At 37.0% G+C, this 21,368-nt stretch carries 20 protein-coding genes; 14 read left to right on the forward strand and 6 right to left on the reverse strand.

The window, feature by feature from the left end; all coding sequences use genetic code 11:
- Positions 1–329: 329 nt before the first annotated feature.
- The gene (locus tag RM573_RS12655; protein ID WP_311582571.1) at positions 330–1,730 is read left to right on the forward strand and encodes a DUF92 domain-containing protein; all 1,401 of its coding nucleotides are present in this window, start codon (positions 330–332) and stop codon (positions 1,728–1,730) included.
- 196 nt (positions 1,731–1,926) lie between these two features.
- Here RM573_RS12655 and RM573_RS12660 read toward each other — a convergent pair whose 3' ends face one another.
- Positions 1,927–2,535, reverse strand: coding sequence for a PEP-CTERM sorting domain-containing protein (locus RM573_RS12660; RefSeq protein ID WP_311582574.1), 609 nt, complete (start codon positions 2,533–2,535; stop codon positions 1,927–1,929).
- A gap of 307 nt (positions 2,536–2,842) precedes the next feature.
- On the opposite strand from RM573_RS12660, the gene rimO reads away from it, so the two are divergent.
- A complete protein-coding gene (gene rimO / locus RM573_RS12665; RefSeq protein WP_311582577.1) occupies positions 2,843–4,279 on the forward strand; it encodes a 30S ribosomal protein S12 methylthiotransferase RimO in 1,437 nt (478 codons plus the stop codon).
- Positions 4,280–4,408: 129 nt separating this feature from the next.
- Here the strand turns inward: rimO and RM573_RS12670 are convergent, their stop codons facing one another.
- The 3 genes from RM573_RS12670 to nadE all read right to left on the reverse strand — a co-directional run bounded on the left by RM573_RS12670 (position 4,409) and on the right by nadE (position 6,625).
- Entirely contained in the window at positions 4,409–4,990 is a 582-nt protein-coding gene (locus RM573_RS12670) for a GspH/FimT family pseudopilin (RefSeq protein WP_311582580.1), read from the reverse strand.
- A 127-nt stretch (positions 4,991–5,117) separates the two neighbouring features.
- A complete protein-coding gene (locus tag RM573_RS12675; RefSeq protein ID WP_311582583.1) occupies positions 5,118–5,690 on the reverse strand; it encodes a GspH/FimT family pseudopilin in 573 nt (190 codons plus the stop codon).
- 89 nt (positions 5,691–5,779) lie between these two features.
- A complete protein-coding gene (gene nadE, locus RM573_RS12680) occupies positions 5,780–6,625 on the reverse strand; it encodes an NAD(+) synthase (RefSeq protein WP_311582586.1) in 846 nt (281 codons plus the stop codon).
- A 169-nt stretch (positions 6,626–6,794) separates the two neighbouring features.
- Here nadE and glnB point away from each other — a divergent pair, with 169 nt between their 5' ends.
- Positions 6,795–7,133, forward strand: a complete 339-nt coding sequence (gene glnB, locus RM573_RS12685; protein ID WP_303452888.1) for a nitrogen regulatory protein P-II — start codon at positions 6,795–6,797, stop codon at positions 7,131–7,133.
- Between the two features lie 102 nt (positions 7,134–7,235).
- Here the strand turns inward: glnB and RM573_RS12690 are convergent, their stop codons facing one another.
- Positions 7,236–8,009, reverse strand: coding sequence for an outer membrane protein assembly factor BamD (locus tag RM573_RS12690; RefSeq protein WP_311582591.1), 774 nt, complete (start codon positions 8,007–8,009; stop codon positions 7,236–7,238).
- Between the two features lie 193 nt (positions 8,010–8,202).
- Here RM573_RS12690 and rluD point away from each other — a divergent pair, with 193 nt between their 5' ends.
- From rluD to clpB, 3 genes are all read left to right on the forward strand, one after another.
- Complete coding sequence (gene rluD, locus RM573_RS12695; protein WP_311582594.1) at positions 8,203–9,177, forward strand: 23S rRNA pseudouridine(1911/1915/1917) synthase RluD; 975 nt, start codon at positions 8,203–8,205, stop codon at positions 9,175–9,177.
- Entirely contained in the window at positions 9,158–9,976 is an 819-nt protein-coding gene (gene pgeF, locus RM573_RS12700; protein ID WP_311582597.1) for a peptidoglycan editing factor PgeF, read from the forward strand. Before rluD ends, pgeF begins: the two co-directional genes overlap by 20 nt.
- Before the next feature lie 154 nt (positions 9,977–10,130).
- Complete coding sequence (clpB, locus tag RM573_RS12705) at positions 10,131–12,701, forward strand: ATP-dependent chaperone ClpB (RefSeq protein ID WP_311582600.1); 2,571 nt, start codon at positions 10,131–10,133, stop codon at positions 12,699–12,701.
- A gap of 59 nt (positions 12,702–12,760) precedes the next feature.
- Here the strand turns inward: clpB and RM573_RS12710 are convergent, their stop codons facing one another.
- Positions 12,761–13,369, reverse strand: coding sequence for a hypothetical protein (locus tag RM573_RS12710; RefSeq protein ID WP_311582603.1), 609 nt, complete (start codon positions 13,367–13,369; stop codon positions 12,761–12,763).
- Positions 13,370–13,716: 347 nt separating this feature from the next.
- Between RM573_RS12710 and rpsB the strand changes: the two genes are divergently transcribed.
- The 8 genes from rpsB (at position 13,717) to rseP (ending at position 21,344) form a co-directional block, all read left to right on the forward strand.
- Positions 13,717–14,445: a 30S ribosomal protein S2 gene (rpsB, locus tag RM573_RS12715; RefSeq protein ID WP_303452882.1), complete on the forward strand. Its 729-nt coding sequence runs from the start codon at positions 13,717–13,719 to the stop codon at positions 14,443–14,445.
- 148 nt (positions 14,446–14,593) lie between these two features.
- Positions 14,594–15,430: a translation elongation factor Ts gene (gene tsf / locus RM573_RS12720; protein ID WP_311582606.1), complete on the forward strand. Its 837-nt coding sequence runs from the start codon at positions 14,594–14,596 to the stop codon at positions 15,428–15,430.
- A gap of 221 nt (positions 15,431–15,651) precedes the next feature.
- Positions 15,652–16,392, forward strand: coding sequence for a UMP kinase (gene pyrH, locus RM573_RS12725; protein WP_303452880.1), 741 nt, complete (start codon positions 15,652–15,654; stop codon positions 16,390–16,392).
- A gap of 70 nt (positions 16,393–16,462) precedes the next feature.
- The gene (gene frr / locus RM573_RS12730; RefSeq protein ID WP_432280243.1) at positions 16,463–16,984 is read left to right on the forward strand and encodes a ribosome recycling factor; all 522 of its coding nucleotides are present in this window, start codon (positions 16,463–16,465) and stop codon (positions 16,982–16,984) included.
- 75 nt (positions 16,985–17,059) lie between these two features.
- A complete protein-coding gene (uppS, locus tag RM573_RS12735) occupies positions 17,060–17,827 on the forward strand; it encodes an undecaprenyl pyrophosphate synthase (RefSeq protein ID WP_311582611.1) in 768 nt (255 codons plus the stop codon).
- Positions 17,828–17,869: 42 nt separating this feature from the next.
- A complete protein-coding gene (locus RM573_RS12740; protein WP_311582614.1) occupies positions 17,870–18,736 on the forward strand; it encodes a phosphatidate cytidylyltransferase in 867 nt (288 codons plus the stop codon).
- Positions 18,737–18,748: 12 nt separating this feature from the next.
- Positions 18,749–19,984: a 1-deoxy-D-xylulose-5-phosphate reductoisomerase gene (gene ispC, locus RM573_RS12745; protein ID WP_311582617.1), complete on the forward strand. Its 1,236-nt coding sequence runs from the start codon at positions 18,749–18,751 to the stop codon at positions 19,982–19,984.
- 4 nt (positions 19,985–19,988) lie between these two features.
- Positions 19,989–21,344, forward strand: a complete 1,356-nt coding sequence (gene rseP, locus RM573_RS12750; protein WP_311582620.1) for a sigma E protease regulator RseP — start codon at positions 19,989–19,991, stop codon at positions 21,342–21,344.
- Positions 21,345–21,368: the final 24 nt, after the last annotated feature.

Here is a 21,368-nt window from a genome sequence, read left to right on the forward strand (position 1 = left end):
TTAAACTCTCTTTTTAATTAGATTGAAAAATTCGGGTAAACTACTATTGTATTAGCGGTTTACTCTTAGGGAAAACACTTAAAGAAGTAAATGTTATTCATCGTTTTAATTCAATCAATATTTGAAAAATATTAACTTAATAATATTTGCAGAAAAATCTATATAAATTAGCAAAATAGCTAAAAATGACAGATACTTAACTTACACTAAAGGTAATTTCTTAGGCATTGTTATACTTATAACATGCTGAATTAGATTCACTATTTTTAGTATATGATGAAGCATTAATGAAAAAGAGTAACTAAAACCTAAAGGAGTATATAACCACGTTGAAAAAAACATCATTATTACAAGATGAAAACTTATCATTTAAATTAAGCTATCAGCTGTTACCTCAAGAACATCAATGTTTAGATCTTTACTTTTCAATACCCGATGAAATGGGGATTAGCGCCAGCACATTAACAGAAGAAAGTTACTTTTATAGTAGTATTAAAGCGCACAGTGCTTATTACTCAGATCAAATTCATTTGCCTTTAGTACGCAGCCGCTTTATCAGTAAACAAAAAGGTGAGCAAAGTGATTATCGCAGTAATTTAAATTTATTTTCATATCAATTAAGGATGGCATTAGATACAGATCTAAAACAGACCTTACAAAATAAATCAACTGAAGACTTCTATCAAAGCGCCATAGAATTAGCAGAGCAAACTCAATCGTTATTGAAGAAGCTACGAAGGTATACACCTGCTGATCCGAAACTTAGTTCGTATTTTGACAATGTTGATAATTATTTAAGTTGGTATGTTGAGCAGTCATTTTTAAATTTATTGGCAAATGGCCCCAAAAGCAGTGAGAAATCTAAAGAGCGTGAAAGCTTATTTGAATTATGTCGACAAGAAAACACATACCGGATTGAGCATGAATATAATTCACAAGTCACGATGGACGATCCAAATCGGATTACCAATAAAATGCGTTTATTACAACGTTTAAGCGAGTATGGCGTTGTTTTTCAGAAGAAAACTTATCACCTCAACACTAATTTAAAACGTGTTGTTCGCGGAACGGTTACTGCAATAATTATGGCATTTGTTATGACTATTATTTTGAATGCTCGTTCGGCATTTACTGAGGTGTCGGTTGTGTTAATTGCTTTACTGGGGTTTATTTACGGATTAAGGGAAACCTTTAAAGAGGACATAACTCGTATTATTTGGCGTAAAATACAACAAGGGCGAGCAAAATGGCAGCATATATTCAGTAATAGCGTTAGCCAAAGCAAAGTGTGCTCGCAAACAATATGGCTTGAATATATTAGTAAAAAGCATTTACCTAAAAAGGTTTTACAACAGTTACAAAAACGACGTCAGCAAAATAAACAATCTGCCCAACTGTTGCATTTTCGTTGCGTGTCAAAAGTTTTATCAAAAGAGTTTTTGCCTGGCTACGACGAAATACAGAATCAAATATTATTTAATTTGACCCCATTTGTACGGTATCTTAAAAAAGGTGAAGGACGACTATATTCACTTGACGGCAGTAAAATTTCGAATCAAGGGGTTGAGCGCCGATATCAAATGACTTTGGTTTTAGTGCAAAGTAATAAGAAAAATGAAGAATATATACAGCGTTTTAAAATAACGATAAACCGTTCCAAAATTATTAATATTGAACCGATGAAAGCAATTCAAAATTTTGAGGTGAAAACAGAAAATTTAAACAGTTAAGCTTGGTCACGAATTCAGCAACTGCTTAATTGGTATTGCTTTTAAAGGCATAGACAAAGATATTTTAAGTGCTATTTCAACCGATTAACTTCATGTGTGGTAAATTTCAAACAAAAATAAGCACCATTACTTTACAAGACAATGGTGCTTTATAGTTTGTTTAGTTTAAACAGTTTATTTAGTTAAATCAGATAGCTTACTGTTTCTTTAATTTTCTTGATGTTAACCCTATAATGCCTAATGCAAAAATAGCAAGAGTTGAGGGCTCTGGTACATCTCTGGTAACGGTATTCACTCTTAAATTTGGGTGTAAAAAGTTACTAAAACCAAATTCAGCTTCATAACCATCGATTAATTTAAACTTGCCATCAATGCTTGCTGGTAGTGAGCTATCATTATAATAAGTTAGAGTACTAGCCCACGTTTTATTTACTGAAACAGGGCGCCATTCAAAGGCATAAAAATTACCGATAGTAAAGGTAAAATCAATTGCAATATCGTTCCAACCTAGGCTTGTTGTACCAAAAGTTTGCGCGCTAGAGGCAAGAAGATTATTCAATTGATGCCCATTTGTGCTACTCCAGATAACTATTTCAAAATCTTGAGCGTTTAGTGCCGCTTCAATACCTACTGATGAAATACTAAAAGTGCTTAGTGCTTCAAATGAAATTCCTCGAGATTCACCAACACCGCCAAGGGCTCCATAATAATCACCTGAATTAAGCGTAATTAATCCTGCATTGGCAAAGCTACTGATAGCGAATAGTGAACTGATTAGTAACCTTTTAAACATTTTTATATTCACGGGACTTCCTTTATTGGGCATTTTTTAAATTTTACTAATGTCTAAGCAATATAAATGCCAGATAAAGAACCCGTTAATAATCAATAACTTGAGCTTGTTTGGTTCGGGGTAGCCATTAAAGATGTAAAGTTTTCCGACAGTTAAATCATGCCATTTAATGTTTATCTGTAGCACAAATTGTTTATTTAAGACTGATGGGTTAGATGCTTAATACCCCGATGAAATAGTGAAGTTAGTAGCTTTTAGCTGTATAATCCGCTCACTAAAAATCACCCTGTAAAATGACTTCGAATCATAAAGGCACATTATGGCAGTTGAACAATTCGACCCAAAACAAACCACGACATTAGAAACACCAAGTAAAGTGTTAGACCAACAGTCAAAGGAGCTTTATGCCAATGTATCAAACTCTAAAACAGACTCAGAACGTGCTGCCCGTGTAGGGTTTGTCAGCCTTGGTTGTCCTAAAAATCTTGTTGATTCTGAGCGGATTTTGACTCAGCTTCGCACCGAAGGTTATGACGTGGTAAATTCCTACGATGATGCTGAAATGGTGATAGTCAATACCTGTGGATTTATTGACTCTGCCGTACAAGAGTCCCTCGATACTATTGGGGAAGCACTTAAGGAAAATGGAAAAGTGCTAGTAACAGGGTGCTTAGGTGCAAAAAAAGATGAGATTGTTGAGCTTCATCCTAACGTGCTTGGTGTTACGGGCCCTCATGCTTACGATGAAGTATTAGCACAAGTTCACGAACATGTTGAAAAACCAATGCATAATCCGTTAATTGATTTAGTGCCTGATCATGGCGTTAAACTAACACCTAAACATTATGCCTATTTGAAAATATCAGAAGGCTGTAATCATCGTTGTACTTTCTGCATTATTCCTTCAATGCGGGGAGACTTAGACTCACGTCCTATTGGTGATGTTATTGGTGAAGCTAAACGCTTAGTAAATGCTGGCGTAAAAGAATTATTGGTTATTTCACAAGACACCTCTGCTTACGGGGTAGATGTAAAACATAAGCTTGATTTTTACGAAGGTATGCCGGTTAAAACACATATGCAGCAGCTTTGTGAAGAATTGGCTAAGCAAGGTGTTTGGGTGCGTTTACATTACGTTTATCCTTATCCGCATGTGGATAAAATCATTCCATTAATGGCAGAAGGTAAAATTCTGCCTTACTTAGATATTCCATTTCAGCACGCTAATAAGCGTATTTTAAAATTGATGAAGCGTCCAGGTAGTTCAGACCGTGTGTTAGAACGTATTAAAAAATGGCGTAAAATTTGTCCTGAACTGGTGATCCGTTCGACCTTTATTGTAGGATTCCCAGGGGAAACCGAAGAAGAATTTCAAGAGCTATTAGACTTTTTAGCAGAAGCACAATTAGATCGTGTTGGCTGTTTTAAATATTCCCCCGTTGAAGGCGCCACTGCAAACGAGTTACCCGATCATGTTCCAGAGGACGTTATGGAAGATCGTTTACAACGTTTTATGGCTGTTCAAGCGAAAATAAGTGCGGATAAATTACAAGCTCGCATTGGACAAGAATACCTAATTTTAATTGATGAGGTTACAGAGCTTGGCGCAGTAGGGCGTTCATACATGGACGCGCCAGAAATAGATGGCAAAGTGTATTTATCTGATGAGTATGATGTTGAACCGGGTGATCAAGTTTGGGTGCAAATTATCCATGCTGATGAACATGACGTTTGGGGCGTTTTAGTCGAAGATTAATTAATTTTATATTAAGTCGTCATCATGAATAATCGATTATGACGACTTTTTTAAATGTTATGAATTTATTTAATAGCAAAACCGTTAACCATTAAAAGTTAAGTTAACGACAAATTAGTCCTTAAGAATTTAACTACAAGTTAATTCATTGCCGCTTCTATCTTCATCTTTATCATCATTATCTGTGTCTTGACTGGCGTAAACCCTGCCTGATAACGAAATATTGATCCCTCTGGCTAGTTCAGGATAATCTTTTGGACAATAAATAAAAACACTGTTGTTGCCACTAATTAACCGACCGGTAGGAGAGTACACTAAGGATGTTTGGTTAAGGGTTAATGAATCATTGGTTTTTATTGCTGCTTTGACTTTAATAACTTGTTCATTCGTTGAATCAAACTTTGTGTTATCAGCGGTATTGTTAAAAACGGTGAGTTCTTTTTTCCAGTCAGTACCGCAAACATTAGACGTTGACAATGGGCACAAGGTTACATTTTTTCCGCTATTTATCGCTGTATTACGGGCGGTTAAAATAAGGCGATGTAATTCAGAAATTTCATTATCAACGCGCGATTCAACTAAATAACTATTTAAATTGGGGATAGCTATCATCATAAGTACACCAATAATAGAAACACTGACCAAGAGCTCTATTAATGTAAAACCTTGATGTACCAAAACTAGTTTTATAATTTTTTTGCGACTTTTCATAATAAAAACAACTTAAATTTTAAACCGTCTGAGTAAGTTATATCATTTTATGACTTACTCAGCCAATGTAAATTCCTCAGTATGATTTCCAGCGTTCTGAGGATTTAATCTTTATTATAAAAGGGATTTAATCACATAGAATTATTTTTCCGCTTCTATTTTTGTCTTTACCTTGATGTTTACCTGTCTGACTTTGATAAGATTTATATAATCTACCTGATGTTGCTACTATGATAGCTCTAGAGCTGTTTGCATGGTTTTTAGGGCAGTACTTAAAGGTGCCATTTTGTCCCCACCCTGATAAATAACCGGTAGATGCGTAAGTTACGCCAATTCTATTTTTTCCGTATTGCAGCTTATCTTGTTTATCAATGGCGCTTTTCATTACAATAATGTGTTCATCATTATTTGGCTCAAAACGTTTATTATCGTTGCTGTCTGTAAACACATAGATAGGCTGAGCCCAATCATTAGTACAATGATTGTTATCATTTAATGGACAAACTGTGGTGAATTTTCCTGTATTGATTGCTGCATTTCTAGCAGAGAGCAATAAACGATAAAGATGGGATATTTCATTATCTACTTTCAACTTGACGGTATATTCCATAAGGCTTGGAACACCTATTGCGACAAGTGAAATTAATACCGCAAGTGCAACTAATACTTCTATTAACGTAAAACCAATATACCTACTCATTTTATTCATCATCCATGAAGAATTAAACGTGAAATAGGTATAGAAGGTAAATGAATTATTTGCCAGTTAATTTGTCGATTTTTTAATCATCAAACGTCATATATTGTTGGAATGGCGGAACGTTTATGTTGGGTACGTTGATAAATAGCAAGAATAGATGCTAACGTTTGGCTATCGACTTGCTTGCCTTCTAAAAAGTCATCAAGTTGGTCGTAACTCATACCTAAGGCATCTTCATCTTTTTTACTTGGTGACAATTCTTCTAAATCTGCTGTCGGTGCTTTGTCAATTAACACATTTGGTGCGCCTAAGGTTTTAGCTAATTGTCTGACTTGACGCTTCGATAATCCGAACAACGGTGCTAAATCACAGGCACCGTCCCCCCATTTTGTAAAAAAGCCGGTGATATTTTCGGCAGAATGATCTGTACCTATAACAAGCCCCCCTAACATTCCCGCAATATGGTATTGCATTGCCATTCGTGCTCTGGCTTTTACATTGCCTTTTGAGAAGTCAATTTGAGCGTCTGCCATGGTAAGTAGATTCTTATTTTTTAATGCTTGAACGACTTCGTTATGTATACCTTCTACACCTGCAAGTACATTAGTGGTTAAGCAATGAGAGGGCTTTATAAAATCAATAGCTAATTGTGCATCCACTTCATCGGCCTGTACGTCAAAAGGTAAACGAACAGCAATAAATTGATATTGAACATCTGTATTTTTTGAGGTTTCTTGATTTAACTCGTCGATAGCAAGTTGTGCTAGTTTTCCACAGGTTGAAGAATCTACGCCGCCACTAATACCTAAAACTAAATTGGTTAAGCCTGAGTTGAGTAATTGTGACTTAATAAACTGAATACGGCGTTTAATTTCAAAATCTACATCAATTGAGGGTAAAACCTTCATTTCTTCAATGATATCTTGCGGGTTCATCTGTTTTCCTATGTGCGAGAGTAGAATCAATAAGTGCTTAATACTTAGTGTATCAAACTCTAAAATAGAAGTGATGAATTTTTATTGTTCGAACTTAGAATTTATTTCTATAATCAATTGTGTACAATAGTTATATCTGCTGTTTATTTATTATCAACGAGTTATTTTTATGAAAAAAATTGAAGCGATTATTAAACCATTTAAATTAGATGATGTACGCGAAGCTTTAGGTGAAATTGGCGTTACAGGGATGACTGTTTCTGAAGTTAAAGGTTTTGGTCGTCAAAAAGGCCACACTGAACTTTATCGAGGTGCAGAATATATGGTTGATTTTTTGCCTAAAGCAAAAGTTGATATTGTTGTTCAAGATGACTCTGTTGAGCGATGCATTAAAGCGATTATGGATTCTGCTCAAACGGGTAAAATTGGTGACGGTAAAATTTTTGTTACTGATGTTGAACGGGTGATCCGAATCAGAACAGGCGAGGAAGATGGCGAAGCGATTTAATTGCAAGCTTATTTAAAATTATCTTTTAAAAGATAATGTAATTGAACCATAAAAAATGGCGACTAAATAGTCGCCATTTTGTTATCCAATCAAAACTTGGTGTTAGTCAATCGAATCATCTGCGTTTTGGTTATTCGGATAATTTGCTGCTAATACTTGTTTCGCATTACTTTCTAAATCACTTAATCCCATCGCTTGATAACATTCAATCATAATTTCTAAAGCTTGCTCAACTTCTGGGCTCGTTGAATAATGCTCCACGATAAAGCGGCCTCGATTGGCTGCCGATGCGTAAGCCTCACGTTTTAAGTAAAAGCGAGCCACTGAAAGTTCATATTTTGCTAAGCGAGATTTAATCGCTATCATGCGTTTTCTTGCATCTGTCGCGTACTTGCTTTGCGGAAAGTCAGTTAAAATGGTTTTAAAATCATTAAACGCTTCTCTAGCTGCGGTAGGATCTCGGTCTGAACGGTCAATACCTGCCAAGTCTTGAAATAAATTTTCTTCGGTAGAAAGGTTAATTAATGCGCGCATATAATAGACATAATCAACATTAGCATGGTTTGGGTTTAGCCTAAGAAAGCGTTCTGCCAGTGCGATACCTTGCGCTGAGTCACCACTTTTATAATATCCGTAAATCAAATCTAATTGTACTTGATGAGAAATTGGTCCATATGGAAAACGCGAATCAATGGCTGACAGTATTTGTATCGCTTTTTTATATAAGCCGTTATCTAAAGCTTCTCTCGCATCGGTAAATAAGGCTTGTGCAGATTTATCTGGCACTTTATCTAATTCAGTTTCTTCAGATGAAGAACAACCCATTAAAGTTAATATGAGTACTAAAAAAATTGTTTTAATTATCAGTTTGTCCATAGACCTTGGTATCACTACGTTATAATACTAACCTTACTTACTGGTTGGTATGTTCGTTAAAATAAAATGTTTACTTGTTTCAGTTACCCAACGTAATTATTTGGTGTAATTGATTTATCAAACAGGTAAAATAAGCACTGGCATTCTAACCTAGCAATCAAACCTTGCACAGTGCTAATTAATAGAGATTTTAATGGCTGAAAAAATTCAACACAAAGATATCGTTCCTGAATCATGTTTAGGTAAGCGATTCGACCAAACCATTGCGGAAATGTTCCCTGAATATTCGCGTTCACGATTAAAAGAATGGATCTTAGCCGGTCACGTTCAAGTCAATGGTGAAGTATTAACCAAAGCGCGAGAAAAAATGTACGGTGGTGAAACGATCAGTATTGAAACTCAGGTTGAGGCTGAAGAGCGTTTTAAATCACAAAATATCCCATTAAATATTGTTTATGAAGATGATGATATTTTAGTGATCAATAAACCCGCTGGTTTAGTTGTTCACCCCGGCGCGGGTAACCCTGACGGCACAGTTTTAAATGCCTTATTACATCATTGTCCACAGGTAGATGTAGTTCCTAGAGCTGGTATTGTGCATCGCCTTGATAAAGATACAACAGGCTTAATGGTGGTCGCTAAGACTATTGCAGCGCAAACCAATTTAGTAGAATCACTCCAAGCGCGTGAAATCACTCGTGAGTATGAAGCTATTGCTAGTGGTATTATGACCGCCGGAGGCATTGTTGATGAACCTATTGGGCGACATTCAACTAAACGCACTCATATGGCGGTGACTATTTCAGGACGTCCTTCCGTAACACACTATCGTGTTATGGAGAAATTTCGTTTACATACCCGTTTACGTTTACGTCTAGAAACTGGACGTACTCACCAAATTCGTGTTCATATGGCGCATATCACTCATCCTTTGGTTGGAGATCCGGTATATGGGGGTCGTCCTCGTCCTCCTAAAAATGCGACTGTTGAATTAAGAGAAGTATTGAAAGGATTTAAACGCCAAGCTTTACATGCCGCTATGTTATCGTTGTTTCACCCTATTACTGGCGAACAAATGACTTGGCATGCTGAAATTCCGCAAGATATGGTGGCATTAACTAATATTCTTCGTGAAGATTCTAAGTTGAATGAAACGCCAGATTTTTAATCTAAACCCTAAAAATAATATCGCTTTTGATACAGTTGAAATGCATGTTGATCACATTCAGGCATTTCAAACTACACGTTTACATCCCTTTATAGAACAACATTCATTTTCATCTTCATGTGTAAAAATTGCTAGTCCAAAGTCTTTTGAACACTTTAATTTAGGTTTACATGTTGCTGATGATGCCCAAAAGGTATTAGAAAACAGACAGGAATTACTCAACTATTTACCGCAAAACACCGCGATACAATGGTTAGAACAAGTACATGGTAATCATGTAGTTACCGTTAAAAATGTCAATACGCCTATTCAAGCCGATGCGGTTATCACTCGTACGCCGAAATTAGCGTTAGCGATTATGACAGCGGATTGTCTACCCATTTTATTAGCAAACAAGCAAGGCACGGAAATTGCCGCCATACATGCTGGTTGGCGTTCATTAGCCGGTGAAATAATCAAGGAAACGTTAGGTAATATGTATAGCGATAACAATGAGGTTGTTGCTTGGTTAGGCCCTTGTATTCGCCAAGAAAACTTCGAAGTAGGTGTCGACGTTAAGCAGCAATTTGAACAAGTAAATGCTAATTTTTCTTCTGCATTTATTGAACATCGACAAAACCAGCAAGCCAATAAGTGGCTCGCTGATCTACAAAAGCTAGCTCGATTACAATTAACTGAGTTAGGAGTGAATCATTTTTCGGTTAATTCCCATTGCACTTATGCTGAAAATGACCGTTATTACTCTTACCGAAGAGAGCAAAAGACGGGCAGAATGGCTTCAATTATTTGTATAAAATAATGCAACACTCCCTTGTAATATATTGTCGAGATAACTTGATTTAAATCAAAATGGCAATTTAAAACTTCTTAAAGTGCTTGAATTATTATTAATCGCCCATAAATTTTAATTAAGATTAATCGTAAGTCCAGTGATATGGCTGTAAGGAATTTTTATGCGTTTAGACCGTTTTACTCAATCTTTTCAAGTGGCAATTTCAGATGCACAATCCATTGCATTAGGTAAAGACCATCAATTTATTGAGCCTGTACATTTAATGTTGGCGTTATTAAATCAAAACAATGGCAGTACACTCCCGTTATTAAAAAGTGCGGGTGTTGATGTTTTTTCATTAAGAAGCCAAGTTGAAAAAGTGATTAATGATTTAGCCCAAGTTTCTGGTGCAGGTGGCGAAGTGCAATTGTCTTCTGCCATGGGGAACTTACTGAATTTATGTGATAAATATGCGCAAAAGTCAGGTGATAAGTATATCTCTTCAGAGATGTTTTTACTCGCTGCTCTTGAAGATAAAGGCAAGTTAGGTCAAATTTTAAAAACACTTGGCGCAACTGAACAACGAATTAAAGATGCGATAGAACATGTCCGTGGAGGTCAAAAGGTTGACGATCAAAATGCTGAAGATGTTCGACAAGCACTTGATAAATTCACGGTTGATTTAACCGATCGGGCAGAGCAGGGTAAATTAGATCCTGTGATTGGCCGAGACGATGAAATTCGCCGCACTATTCAAGTTTTGCAACGCCGGACAAAAAACAATCCCGTTTTAATTGGTCAACCCGGTGTCGGTAAAACGGCAATTGCCGAAGGGCTGGCGCAACGTATTGTTGATCATGAAGTACCGGAAGGTTTAAAAAATAAACGGGTATTGTCTCTCGATATGGGGGCATTGGTTGCGGGGGCAAAATACCGAGGTGAGTTTGAAGAGCGTTTAAAAGCTGTACTCAATGAACTTGCAAAAGAAGAAGGGCAAGTCATCTTATTTATTGATGAATTACATACTATGGTTGGGGCCGGAAAAACCGATGGCGCCATGGATGCAGGAAACATGTTAAAACCTGCATTAGCCCGAGGTGATTTACATTGTGTCGGTGCCACCACTTTAGACGAATATCGTCAATACATTGAAAAAGATGCCGCCCTTGAACGCCGTTTCCAAAAAGTAATGGTCGATGAGCCAAGTGTTGAAGATACCATTGCTATTTTACGCGGTTTAAAAGAGCGTTATGAGCTGCACCATAAAGTAGAAATTACTGATCCGGCTATTGTGGCTGCGGCAACTTTGTCACATCGTTATATTAGTGATCGACAACTGCCAGATAAAGCGATTGATTTAATTGATGAGTCTGCTTCAAGTATTCGTTTGCAGATGGACTCTAAACCAGAAGTATTAGACAAACTTGATCGTAAAATCATTCAGTTAAAATTAGAGCAAAAATCGTTAGAAGATGACGCCGATGATTCATCATTGAAGCGTTCAGCTCTGATCACTCAGCAATTAACTGACTTAGAAAAAGAGTACCATGAGTTAGATGAAGTTTGGACGTCAGAAAAAGCCGCCATTCATGGTACGCAGGCGATTAAAACCGATCTTGAACATGCACGGTTAGAACTGGATGCAGCCCGTCGAAGCGGTGATTTAAATCTTATGGCTGAATTGCAATATAGCCGCATCCCAGAGCTAGAAAAGCAGCTTGATTTAGCTACTCAAGCCGAAATGCATGAAATGAGTTTGTTAAAAAATAAAGTTACTGATATTGAAATCGCTGATGTGTTAAGTCGCTCTACAGGTATTCCTGTTTCAAAAATGCTGGAAGGTGAACGGGATAAATTACTGAGAATGGAGGAAGACTTACACAAGCGTGTTATCGGCCAATCTGAAGCCGTGGTATCTATTTCAAATGCGATAAGACGTTCACGTGCCGGTCTTTCTGATCCAAATCAGCCGATAGGTTCGTTTTTATTTTTAGGGCCAACAGGGGTTGGTAAAACCGAATTAACCAAAGCGTTAGCTCATTTTATGTTTGATAGTGAAGACGCCTTAATTCGAGTGGATATGTCTGAATTTATGGAAAAACATTCGGTTGCTCGCCTAGTGGGAGCACCTCCCGGTTATGTTGGCTATGAAGAAGGTGGCTATCTAACCGAGGCGGTTCGTCGTAAACCCTATTCAGTTATTTTATTAGATGAAATTGAAAAAGCACACAGCGATGTTTTTAATATTTTACTGCAAGTACTTGATGATGGTCGATTAACGGATGGCCAAGGCCGCACGGTTGATTTTAGAAATACCCTCGTCATTATGACCTCTAATATCGGTTCTGAAATTATTCAAAGCTTTACCGATGATAGTCAATATCAAGCGATGAAAGCTCAAGTCATGATGGAAGTGAGCAATAATTTTAAGCCTGAATTTATTAATCGTATCGATGAATCGGTGGTCTTTCATCCATTACTGTCAGAGCAAATACAAGAAATTGCAAGTATTCAAATCTCATCTTTGGCTAAACGGATTGCTGATAAAGGTCTCGAGTTAAAGGTTTCACAAGAGGCGCTTGCGTTAATTTCTGAAGCTGGATTTGATCCCTTATTTGGCGCTAGACCGTTAAAACGTTCTATTCAGCAACTCATTGAAAACCCATTAGCCAATAAAATATTGTCAAATGAGTTTTCATCGAATACAACCATTAACGTGGTAGTTGAAAACGGGGAATTAGTGTTTCAATAGGTACTTAGGCTCAAAGAGCGTCAGCAAGTGAATGACTGAGCTTAAGTCATGCTAATCGTTTAGTTTGACTTTAGCTCAGTATTAATGGCCTCAACAATTTTTTCAGGATTATCAAGATACAAGTTGTGATTAAGTAAAATGAGGGTGTCATTATGCGCTAATAGCAAAGCTGGTATTGCATTGGTGCCTATGACTTCTTGTAATTCAGTAATATCGTGAAATGTAAACTCTGCGTCTTTGGTCAACTTTTCAATTTTTAAAGCTTTCGCAGGCGGGGATAGCTTTAACACGTCAATCAACGGCTGCACTTCATCTTTATCTGTTAATGGGTTGCCGGCTTCAAAATGCGCATGCTGTAGAGAAATTAATAAATCTAACGCATGTTTAGTTGATTTGTTTTGAACCCAAGTTAATAAATTGGCCGCTAAAGTCGAATCTTTATATTCAGTTAAACTATTTAAATAGGCTTGGCTAAAGGATACATCACTTAAGTCTTTCACTGCCTTTATAGTAGATAAATCAACTTTATTCTCACCATCATAATAAGCACAATGCATCAAATGGATGGGCATATCAGGAAAAGCTGCAGCGATATTTTTCACAAGCGCTGTAGTGGCATAACTCCACGGACAATGAGAATCGTAAATGAAAAAAAGCTCGCTAGACATATTTTTTAACCTGTAAAAATAAAAGACCTGCGAATTTTAACTTCTCTGAGACAATAAACCTAGCCTTATATTTGAAATTTTTAGTAAAAACTGTGGTTAATTCTTGTGCTTTATGGTATAAAGTGCGCCGCTAAATTTAAGTTAGACAAATTTATATTTTTTACTTTAAAGAAGTATTTATTTGGCTACTTAGGTTGAACGACTAACTGTGCCATATATTGGTACGTACTATAAATTCACATATACCTATAGAAGATATATCGGGGTGCTCAAGTTTACTGTTTTAAAACAGTGCTATGGGTCGAATATATTGGGTGTATGAACGCTTAACCCCAAAGGAAAATATTATGCCAAACGTTTCAATGCGCGACATGCTAAAAGCCGGTGTTCACTTCGGTCACAAAACTCGTTACTGGAATCCAAAAATGAAAACTTACATTTTTGGTGCTCGTGACAAAGTTCATATCATTAACTTAGAGCAAACTGTTCCAATGTTTAATGATGCTTTAGCCTTTTTATCAGGTGTTTCATCTAAAAAAGGTAAAGTTTTATTCGTAGGGACTAAACGTGCTGCTAGCGACGCAATCAAAGATGCTGCAATCAAATGTGATCAATTTTACGTTAATCACCGTTGGTTAGGTGGTATGTTGACTAACTGGAAAACAGTTCGTCAATCAATCAAACGTTTAAAAGATCTAGAAGCTCAAAGCTCTGATGGTACTTTTGAAGCGCTTACTAAAAAAGAAGCGTTAATGCGTACACGTGAAATGGAAAAGCTTGACAAAAGTCTTGGTGGTATTAAAAACATGGGTGGTTTACCTGATGCTTTATTTATCATTGATGCTGATCACGAGCACATTTCTATCAAAGAAGCTAACAACTTAGGTATTCCTGTAATATCTGTAGTTGATACAAACTCAAACCCAGATGGTGTTGATTACATCGTTCCTGGTAATGATGATGCGATCCGTGCAATTACTTTATACACTGACTCTGCAGCAAATGCTGTTATTGAAGGTCGTGAAAAAGACATCGTTGTACAAGCTGAAAAAGACGGTTTTGTAGAAGCTGAATAATTTCAGTTAATACTTAAAACATCGTTTTATTTTGCATTTGCCACCTAAGCAGGCGTTTTCGCTTTCTGCTTTCGTGGCAACTTATTTAATACTTATGCCTAAACTTTTAAATGAAAGGTTAGGGGTAACAGATTTGAGGAATTAACTCATGGCAATTACTGCTGCAATGGTTAAAGAACTTCGTGAACGCACAGCTGCGGGCATGATGGATTGTAAAAAAGCATTACAAGAAGCTAACGGCGATATGGAACTTGCGATTGAAAATATGCGTAAGTCTGGTCAAGCAAAAGCAGCTAAAAAAGCAGGTAACATCGCTGCTGAAGGTCAAATCATCATTAAAGATGGCGCTTTAGTAGAAGTTAACTGTCAAACTGACTTCGTAGCAAAAGATGACAACTTCTTAGCATTTGCTAACAAAGTTGCTGATGCTGCAGCTGCGTCTAAAGCGACTATTGAAGAGCTTCAAGCACAGTTCGAAGAAGAGCGTATTGCTTTAGTGACTAAAATTGGTGAAAACATCAATGTTCGTCGCGTAGCTTATGTTGAAGGTACTACTTTAGCTTCATATAAGCACGGTGCTACTATTGGTGTTGTTGTTGCTGGTGAAGGTGATGCTGAGTCTCTTAAGCACATTGCAATGCACGTTGCTGCAAGCAAGCCAGAATTCTTAACACCAGATGACGTTCCTGCTGATGTAGTTGCTAATGAAAAGCGTATCCAAATTGAAATGGCGATGAATGAAGGGAAACCTGCTGAAATCGCTGAAAAAATGGTTACTGGTCGTATGAAGAAATTTACAGGTGAAGTTTCTTTAACGGGTCAAGCTTTCATTATGGAACCTAAGCGTACTGTTGGTGATGTATTAAAAGAGAAAGGCGTAACTGTTTCTAGCTTCGTTCGTTTAGAAGTTGGTGAAGGTATCGAGAAAAAAGAAGAAGATTTTGCGGCTGAAGTTGAAGCGCAAATTGCAGCGGCTAAAGCTTAAGTTCTTCTGACTTGATTTGCGAGTAATATCAAAGGTATTGGATCGCTAATCTTGAATATAAAAACGTCTACATAGTAGGCGTTTTTTGTAGGTAAAGCATAATAAAAGTGAGTTTTTGCACTTTTGACTTTCGATAGTGCGATAAACGTATTAAAATAGCCGCGGTTAATTTCGACCGCGGCTTTTTTATATCTATAATTCAGATCAGGAATGTATACTCTATGAGCATCAACCCAAAACCTACATATCGTCGAATTCTTTTAAAACTTAGTGGTGAAGCCCTGATGGGGGATGAAGGTTTCGGTATCGATCCGAAAATCTTAGACCGTATGGCTCAAGAAATTAAAGAGCTAATTGAAATGGGGATTCAAGTTGGTTTAGTCATTGGCGGTGGTAATTTATTTAGAGGTGCAGGGCTTGCTGAAGCAGGAATGAACCGAGTGGTTGGTGATCAAATGGGCATGTTAGCTACCGTGATGAATGGTTTAGCGATGCGTGATGCACTTCATCGTGCTTTTGTGAATGCTCGTTTAATGTCAGCCATTGATTTAGCCGGTGTTTGTGATAGATATAATTGGGCTGAAGGGATAAGTTTATTAAAATCAGGTCGCGTTGTTATTTTCAGTGCGGGTACGGGTAACCCGTTTTTTACAACCGATTCAGCCGCATGTTTACGAGGCATAGAAATTGAAGCTGACGTTGTTTTAAAAGCAACGAAAGTTGACGGTATTTATTCAGCAGACCCTGTTAAAGACCCTAGCGCTGAATTATACAGTCACTTAACTTATCAAGAAGTATTAGAAAAAGAATTAAAAGTAATGGACTTAGCTGCCTTTACTCTAGCACGTGATCACAATATGCCGATCCGTGTATTTAATATGAATAAACCTGGTGCATTAAAAGCCGTTATTATGGGCGAAGATGAAGGCACAATCATCGACCACGCTAAAAATTTAGATTAGTATTTTTAAGTAATTAGTTTTAAGGATTATCAAAGTGTTAAATGAAATAAAACAAGATGCTCAAGAAAGAATGGGCAAAAGTATTGAAGCGTTTAAAACCAATTTAAATAAAGTAAGAACGGGTCGAGCGCATGCGTCATTACTTGATAATATTACCATTGAATATTACGGCTCTGATACTCCGTTGAACCAAGTGGGCAATATTTCTATTCCTGATGCACGCACTATTGCTGTGACAGTGTTTGATAAATCAATGATCAGTGCGGTAGAAAAAGCCATTATGTCATCTGATTTAGGATTGAACCCTATGTCACAAGGCACACTAATTCGTATTCCGTTACCTCCGTTAACTGAAGAGCGTCGTCGTGATTTAGTTAAAGTGGTTAAAGGTGAAGGTGAAAACAGTAAGATTGCCATCCGTAATATTCGCCGTGATGCGAATTCAGATGTAAAATCATTAAACAAAGAAAAAGAAATCAGTGATGATGAAATGCATCAAGTGGAAGATGAAATACAAAAAATTACTGATACTTATATTAAACAAGTTGATGCTATTTTAGCGGATAAAGAAGCTGAATTGATGGAAATTTAATTCATCACATCAGTTGAAAACGTCGTATTTAATGTACATTAATACGGCGTTTTTATTTAGCGATAGAAAAGTTTGATGAGTGGAGTTTGTGTGATCGAACAACAACGAGCAGAAAATAATCCAGCTATTCCAAAACATATTGCCATTATAATGGATGGTAATGGGCGCTGGGCACAACAGCGTGGCAAAACACGGGTAGTTGGACATAAAAACGGGGTTGAGTCGGTTAGAGCTGTGGTATCTACGGCACGAAAGCAAGGTGTGAAAGCATTAACTCTTTTTGCATTTAGTAGTGAAAACTGGCAAAGACCAGAAAAAGAAGTCAGTGTATTAATGGATCTTTTTATGTATGTTTTAACGCGTGAAGTTAAGAAACTACATAAAAACAATATACGATTTCAAGTGATAGGCGATGTTAGTCGATTTTCAGATAAGTTGATTAATAAAATCAACGAAGCAGAAAAATTAACAAAAAACAACAATGATATGGTACTGTCTATCGCTGCTAACTATGGCGGCCGTTGGGATATTACCCATGCGGCTAAGCAACTCGCTCAAAAAGTAAGCGATGGCGAGTTGTCCGTTGACGATATTACTGAGCAATCATTTGATCAACAAACAAGTTTAGCGGGTTTACCTGAACTTGATTTATTGATCAGAACTGGGGGCGATTATCGTATTAGTAACTTTTTACTTTGGCAAGCTGCCTATGCAGAGTTTTATTTTACCGAAGTATTATGGCCTGATTTCCAGGAAAAAGAGTTACTTAACGCTATGGCGTGTTTTGATCAGCGAGAAAGACGTTTTGGTCAAACAGGCGAACAAGTTAAACGTAGTGAATAAAAAAATAAAATCTAAAAACTAAAATTTATAAAAGGGTTTCGTTTGTTAAAACAACGTATTATAACAGCATTATTATTAGCGCCATTGGCTATTGCAGCTATATTTTATATGTCGCTAGAATACTTTTCTATTTTCATTGCCGCCGTGATGGCTATTGGTGCATGGGAATGGGGTCCTTTAATGGGCTTTGAAAATAAACGTCGTCGTATCGCCTTTGTGCTTACAACGATTATTCTAATTAAAGCCATTTGGTATTATTTCCCCTTAATGAGTTTATGGGATGCGCAAGCGGAACTAAATTCAACTATTCAGGCAATTTTATGGGTTGCCGTCGCGTGGTGGTTATTATCAGCTGCTTTAACATTCTTATATCCTCGCTATAGTGCTTTTTGGTCAAGTCATCGTTCTATTCGCGGAGTCTTTGGTTGGTTAACGCTTGTTCCAACTTGGTTAGCGTTTGTCGTTTTAAGAGCGAATGATTATGAAGTAGATCCTTATCAAGGCGCACAACTGATCATGTTTTTATTCCTAATGGTATGGAGTGCTGATGTTGGCGCTTATTTTGTCGGTAAATCTATTGGCAAACATAAGTTAATGCCTAATGTTAGTCCAGGTAAAACAATGGAAGGTTTTATTGGCGGGGTAATCTTTGCATGTATTTTAGTAGCCATTGCTGGCGCTAATTTGGGTTGGACACAGCAACAATTTATTTTAGTACTTGGTGTCACGGTTATCATCACTACTATTTCTGTTTTAGGGGATTTAAATGAAAGTATGTTTAAACGTCAAGCGGGTATAAAAGACAGTGGTACCATCTTACCCGGTCATGGTGGGATATTAGACCGAATTGACAGTTTAACCGCTACAGCTCCTATTTATGCGTTATGTTATGCATACCTGGGTTGGTAGGTTATTTTATTCATGACAAAGCGTAAACTCTGTATATTAGGCTCAACGGGCTCTATTGGTGTTAATACCTTAGATGTTGTCAGGCTTCACCCTGAAAAATTTTCCATTTATTCTTTGTCCGCCAATAAAAATGTTGAGCAGTTATTAGCTCAATGCCGTGAATTTAGTCCAAGCGTTGTGGTGATGGTTTGTCAAGAATCCGCAAAACTACTTACTCAAAAGTTATCCGCTTTAGGGCTCGATAGAATTCAAGTACTCTCAGGTATCGATGCTTTAACTACGATTGCTCAATCAGATCAGATAGATACGGTCATGGCCGCTATTGTTGGAGCATCGGGATTAATGCCAACATTAGCCGCTGTGAAAAAAGGTAAACGAGTTTTATTGGCTAATAAAGAAGCCTTAGTGACATCTGGGCAAATATTTATTGATGCCGTTAAAGTCTCTGGCGCTGAGTTATTGCCTATCGACAGTGAACACAATGCTATTTTTCAAAGTTTGCCAAGTATGGCGCAGCAAAATGTCGGGACTTGTCAATTAAGTGAAAATGGCGTCAGTAAAATTTTACTGACCGGCTCAGGTGGACCTTTTAGAACGAAAGCTATTGATGAGTTAACAGCCGTTACGCCTGATCAAGCTTGTGCGCATCCCAATTGGGAAATGGGTAGAAAAATTTCGGTAGATTCAGCCACCATGATGAATAAAGGATTGGAGTTTATTGAAGCCAAATGGCTTTTTAATGTTGAAGCTGACGATATTCAAGTTGTGCTTCATCCCCAAAGTACTATCCATTCAATGGTTCAATATAAAGATGGTTCGGTTATCGCACAAATGGGTAATCCTGATATGCGAACACCCATAGCGCATGCATTAGCATTTCCTGAGCGTATTGAAGCGGGAGTTGAGCCATTAGACTTTTTTAATACACCTTCCTTCGATTTTGAACAACCTGATTTTGAACGCTACCCTAATTTAAAACTTGCTATAGAAGCGTGTAAGCAAGGACAAGGTGCTTGTACGGCTTTAAATGCTGCAAATGAAATAGCCGTTGATGCCTTTTTGAACAATCAGATAAAATTTACTGATATTTATAAAATAAATGAAACTTCTGTGAAAAAATTTGTCTCAGAAAGGATAGTAAATATTGATGAAGTACTTTCTTTAGATATGTCAGCCAGAGAATATGCTCAAGAAATTGTCAAACAATTAACGGGTAAAAATCGTTTAAATGAAGATAAGGTAATATAGTTTAGTGATTGATTTTATTTGGAATTTATCTTCATTTATTATTGCATTAGGTATTTTAATAACCGTGCATGAATACGGCCATTTTTGGGTGGCTAGAAGAAATAAAGTTAAAGTTGAACGTTTCTCTATCGGTTTTGGTAAAGCTATTTGGCGCAAAACAGATAAACAAGGGACAGAATATGTGGTTGCGCTTATTCCCTTAGGTGGCTACGTTAAAATGCTTGATGAGCGAGTTGATGAAGTTGCTCCCCAAGATAAAGATAAAACTTTTAACAGTAAAACAGTTTATCAGCGTATTGCGATAGTGGCTGCGGGCCCTTTAGCAAACTTTGTTTTTGCAATTTTTGCTTTTTACTTAATGTTTCTATTAGGTATGCCTAGCGTAAAGCCCATTGTTGGAGAAGTAACACCACAATCGATCGCTGCGAAAGGACAAATCACGAGTCAAAGTGAAATTGTCGAGATAGCAGGACAAGCCACACGAGATTGGCAAGATGTGAATTTAGCCTTAGTAGCGAATATTGGCGAACCTCGTTTAGTGATTAAAACGGTAAACAAAGACAGCGCATCAGCGGTAAGTCACCAACTAGATACCCGTGATTGGCAGTTTTCACCAGAAAAAACTTCCGCTATTGAAAGTATTGGTTTAATGCCATTTAGACCAAAAGTTCATAATGAAATTGTGGTTATTGCTAAAGATAGTCCAGCAGAACGGGCGGGATTAAAAATCGGTGATCAGCCAATATCGGTTAATGGAATTGCGGTAAACAACCAATGGCAAATTTTTTCTGAACAAATTAAACAATTCCCTAACCAAGAAATTGTGATTGAAGTTAAACGTGAAGGTCGTATTGAACAATTGACTGCGATTCCAGATAGCATTGAAAGAAATGAGCAGTTGATAGGTTATTTAGGCTTAGCGTCAAAGTCTGATCCATACCCAAAAGAATATCAATTTGAATTATCTTATGGGCCTATTGATGCCATCAGTCAGAGTTTAGATAAAACATGGCAGCTGATTGTCTTGAGTTTTAAGATGATTGGTAAATTAATCACTGGCGATGTTTCAGTTAAAAATTTAAGTGGCCCGATTTCAATCGCACAAGGTGCTGGTGATCATGCGGGTTATGGATTGGTATATTTTTTAGGCTTTTTAGCCTTAATAAGTATTAATTTAGGGATAATAAACCTTTTACCTGTGCCAGTACTTGATGGCGGGCATTTAGTTTATTACGTTATAGAGCTTTTTACCGGTAGACCAGTGCCAGAAAAAATTCAAGAAATTGGATTTAAATTTGGTACACTAGCGTTATTAGGGTTAATGAGTATCGCATTGTTTAACGATTTATCGCGATTATAAATAAGAAGAAGTAGTTAAGTTTAT

This window comes from Thalassotalea castellviae (genome assembly GCF_031846185.1).
GTDB lineage: Bacteria > Pseudomonadota > Gammaproteobacteria > Enterobacterales > Alteromonadaceae > Thalassotalea_H > Thalassotalea_H castellviae.

Excerpts from the sequence above, each read along its gene's own strand:
- rimO (WP_311582577.1), top strand. The coding sequence starts at position 2,843 with ATGGCAGTTGAACAATTCGACCCAAAACAAACCACGACATTAGAAACA.
- RM573_RS12670 (WP_311582580.1), bottom strand. The coding sequence starts at position 4,990 with ATGAAAAGTCGCAAAAAAATTATAAAACTAGTTTTGGTACATCAAGGT.
- RM573_RS12675 (WP_311582583.1), bottom strand. The coding sequence starts at position 5,690 with ATGAGTAGGTATATTGGTTTTACGTTAATAGAAGTATTAGTTGCACTT.
- nadE (WP_311582586.1), bottom strand. The coding sequence starts at position 6,625 with ATGAACCCGCAAGATATCATTGAAGAAATGAAGGTTTTACCCTCAATT.
- glnB (WP_303452888.1), top strand. The coding sequence starts at position 6,795 with ATGAAAAAAATTGAAGCGATTATTAAACCATTTAAATTAGATGATGTA.
- RM573_RS12690 (WP_311582591.1), bottom strand. The coding sequence starts at position 8,009 with ATGGACAAACTGATAATTAAAACAATTTTTTTAGTACTCATATTAACT.
- rluD (WP_311582594.1), top strand. The coding sequence starts at position 8,203 with ATGGCTGAAAAAATTCAACACAAAGATATCGTTCCTGAATCATGTTTA.
- pgeF (WP_311582597.1), top strand. The coding sequence starts at position 9,158 with ATGAAACGCCAGATTTTTAATCTAAACCCTAAAAATAATATCGCTTTT.
- clpB (WP_311582600.1), top strand. The coding sequence starts at position 10,131 with ATGCGTTTAGACCGTTTTACTCAATCTTTTCAAGTGGCAATTTCAGAT.
- RM573_RS12710 (WP_311582603.1), bottom strand. The coding sequence starts at position 13,369 with ATGTCTAGCGAGCTTTTTTTCATTTACGATTCTCATTGTCCGTGGAGT.
- rpsB (WP_303452882.1), top strand. The coding sequence starts at position 13,717 with ATGCCAAACGTTTCAATGCGCGACATGCTAAAAGCCGGTGTTCACTTC.
- tsf (WP_311582606.1), top strand. The coding sequence starts at position 14,594 with ATGGCAATTACTGCTGCAATGGTTAAAGAACTTCGTGAACGCACAGCT.
- pyrH (WP_303452880.1), top strand. The coding sequence starts at position 15,652 with ATGAGCATCAACCCAAAACCTACATATCGTCGAATTCTTTTAAAACTT.
- frr (WP_432280243.1), top strand. The coding sequence starts at position 16,463 with ATGGGCAAAAGTATTGAAGCGTTTAAAACCAATTTAAATAAAGTAAGA.
- uppS (WP_311582611.1), top strand. The coding sequence starts at position 17,060 with ATGAGTGGAGTTTGTGTGATCGAACAACAACGAGCAGAAAATAATCCA.
- ispC (WP_311582617.1), top strand. The coding sequence starts at position 18,749 with ATGACAAAGCGTAAACTCTGTATATTAGGCTCAACGGGCTCTATTGGT.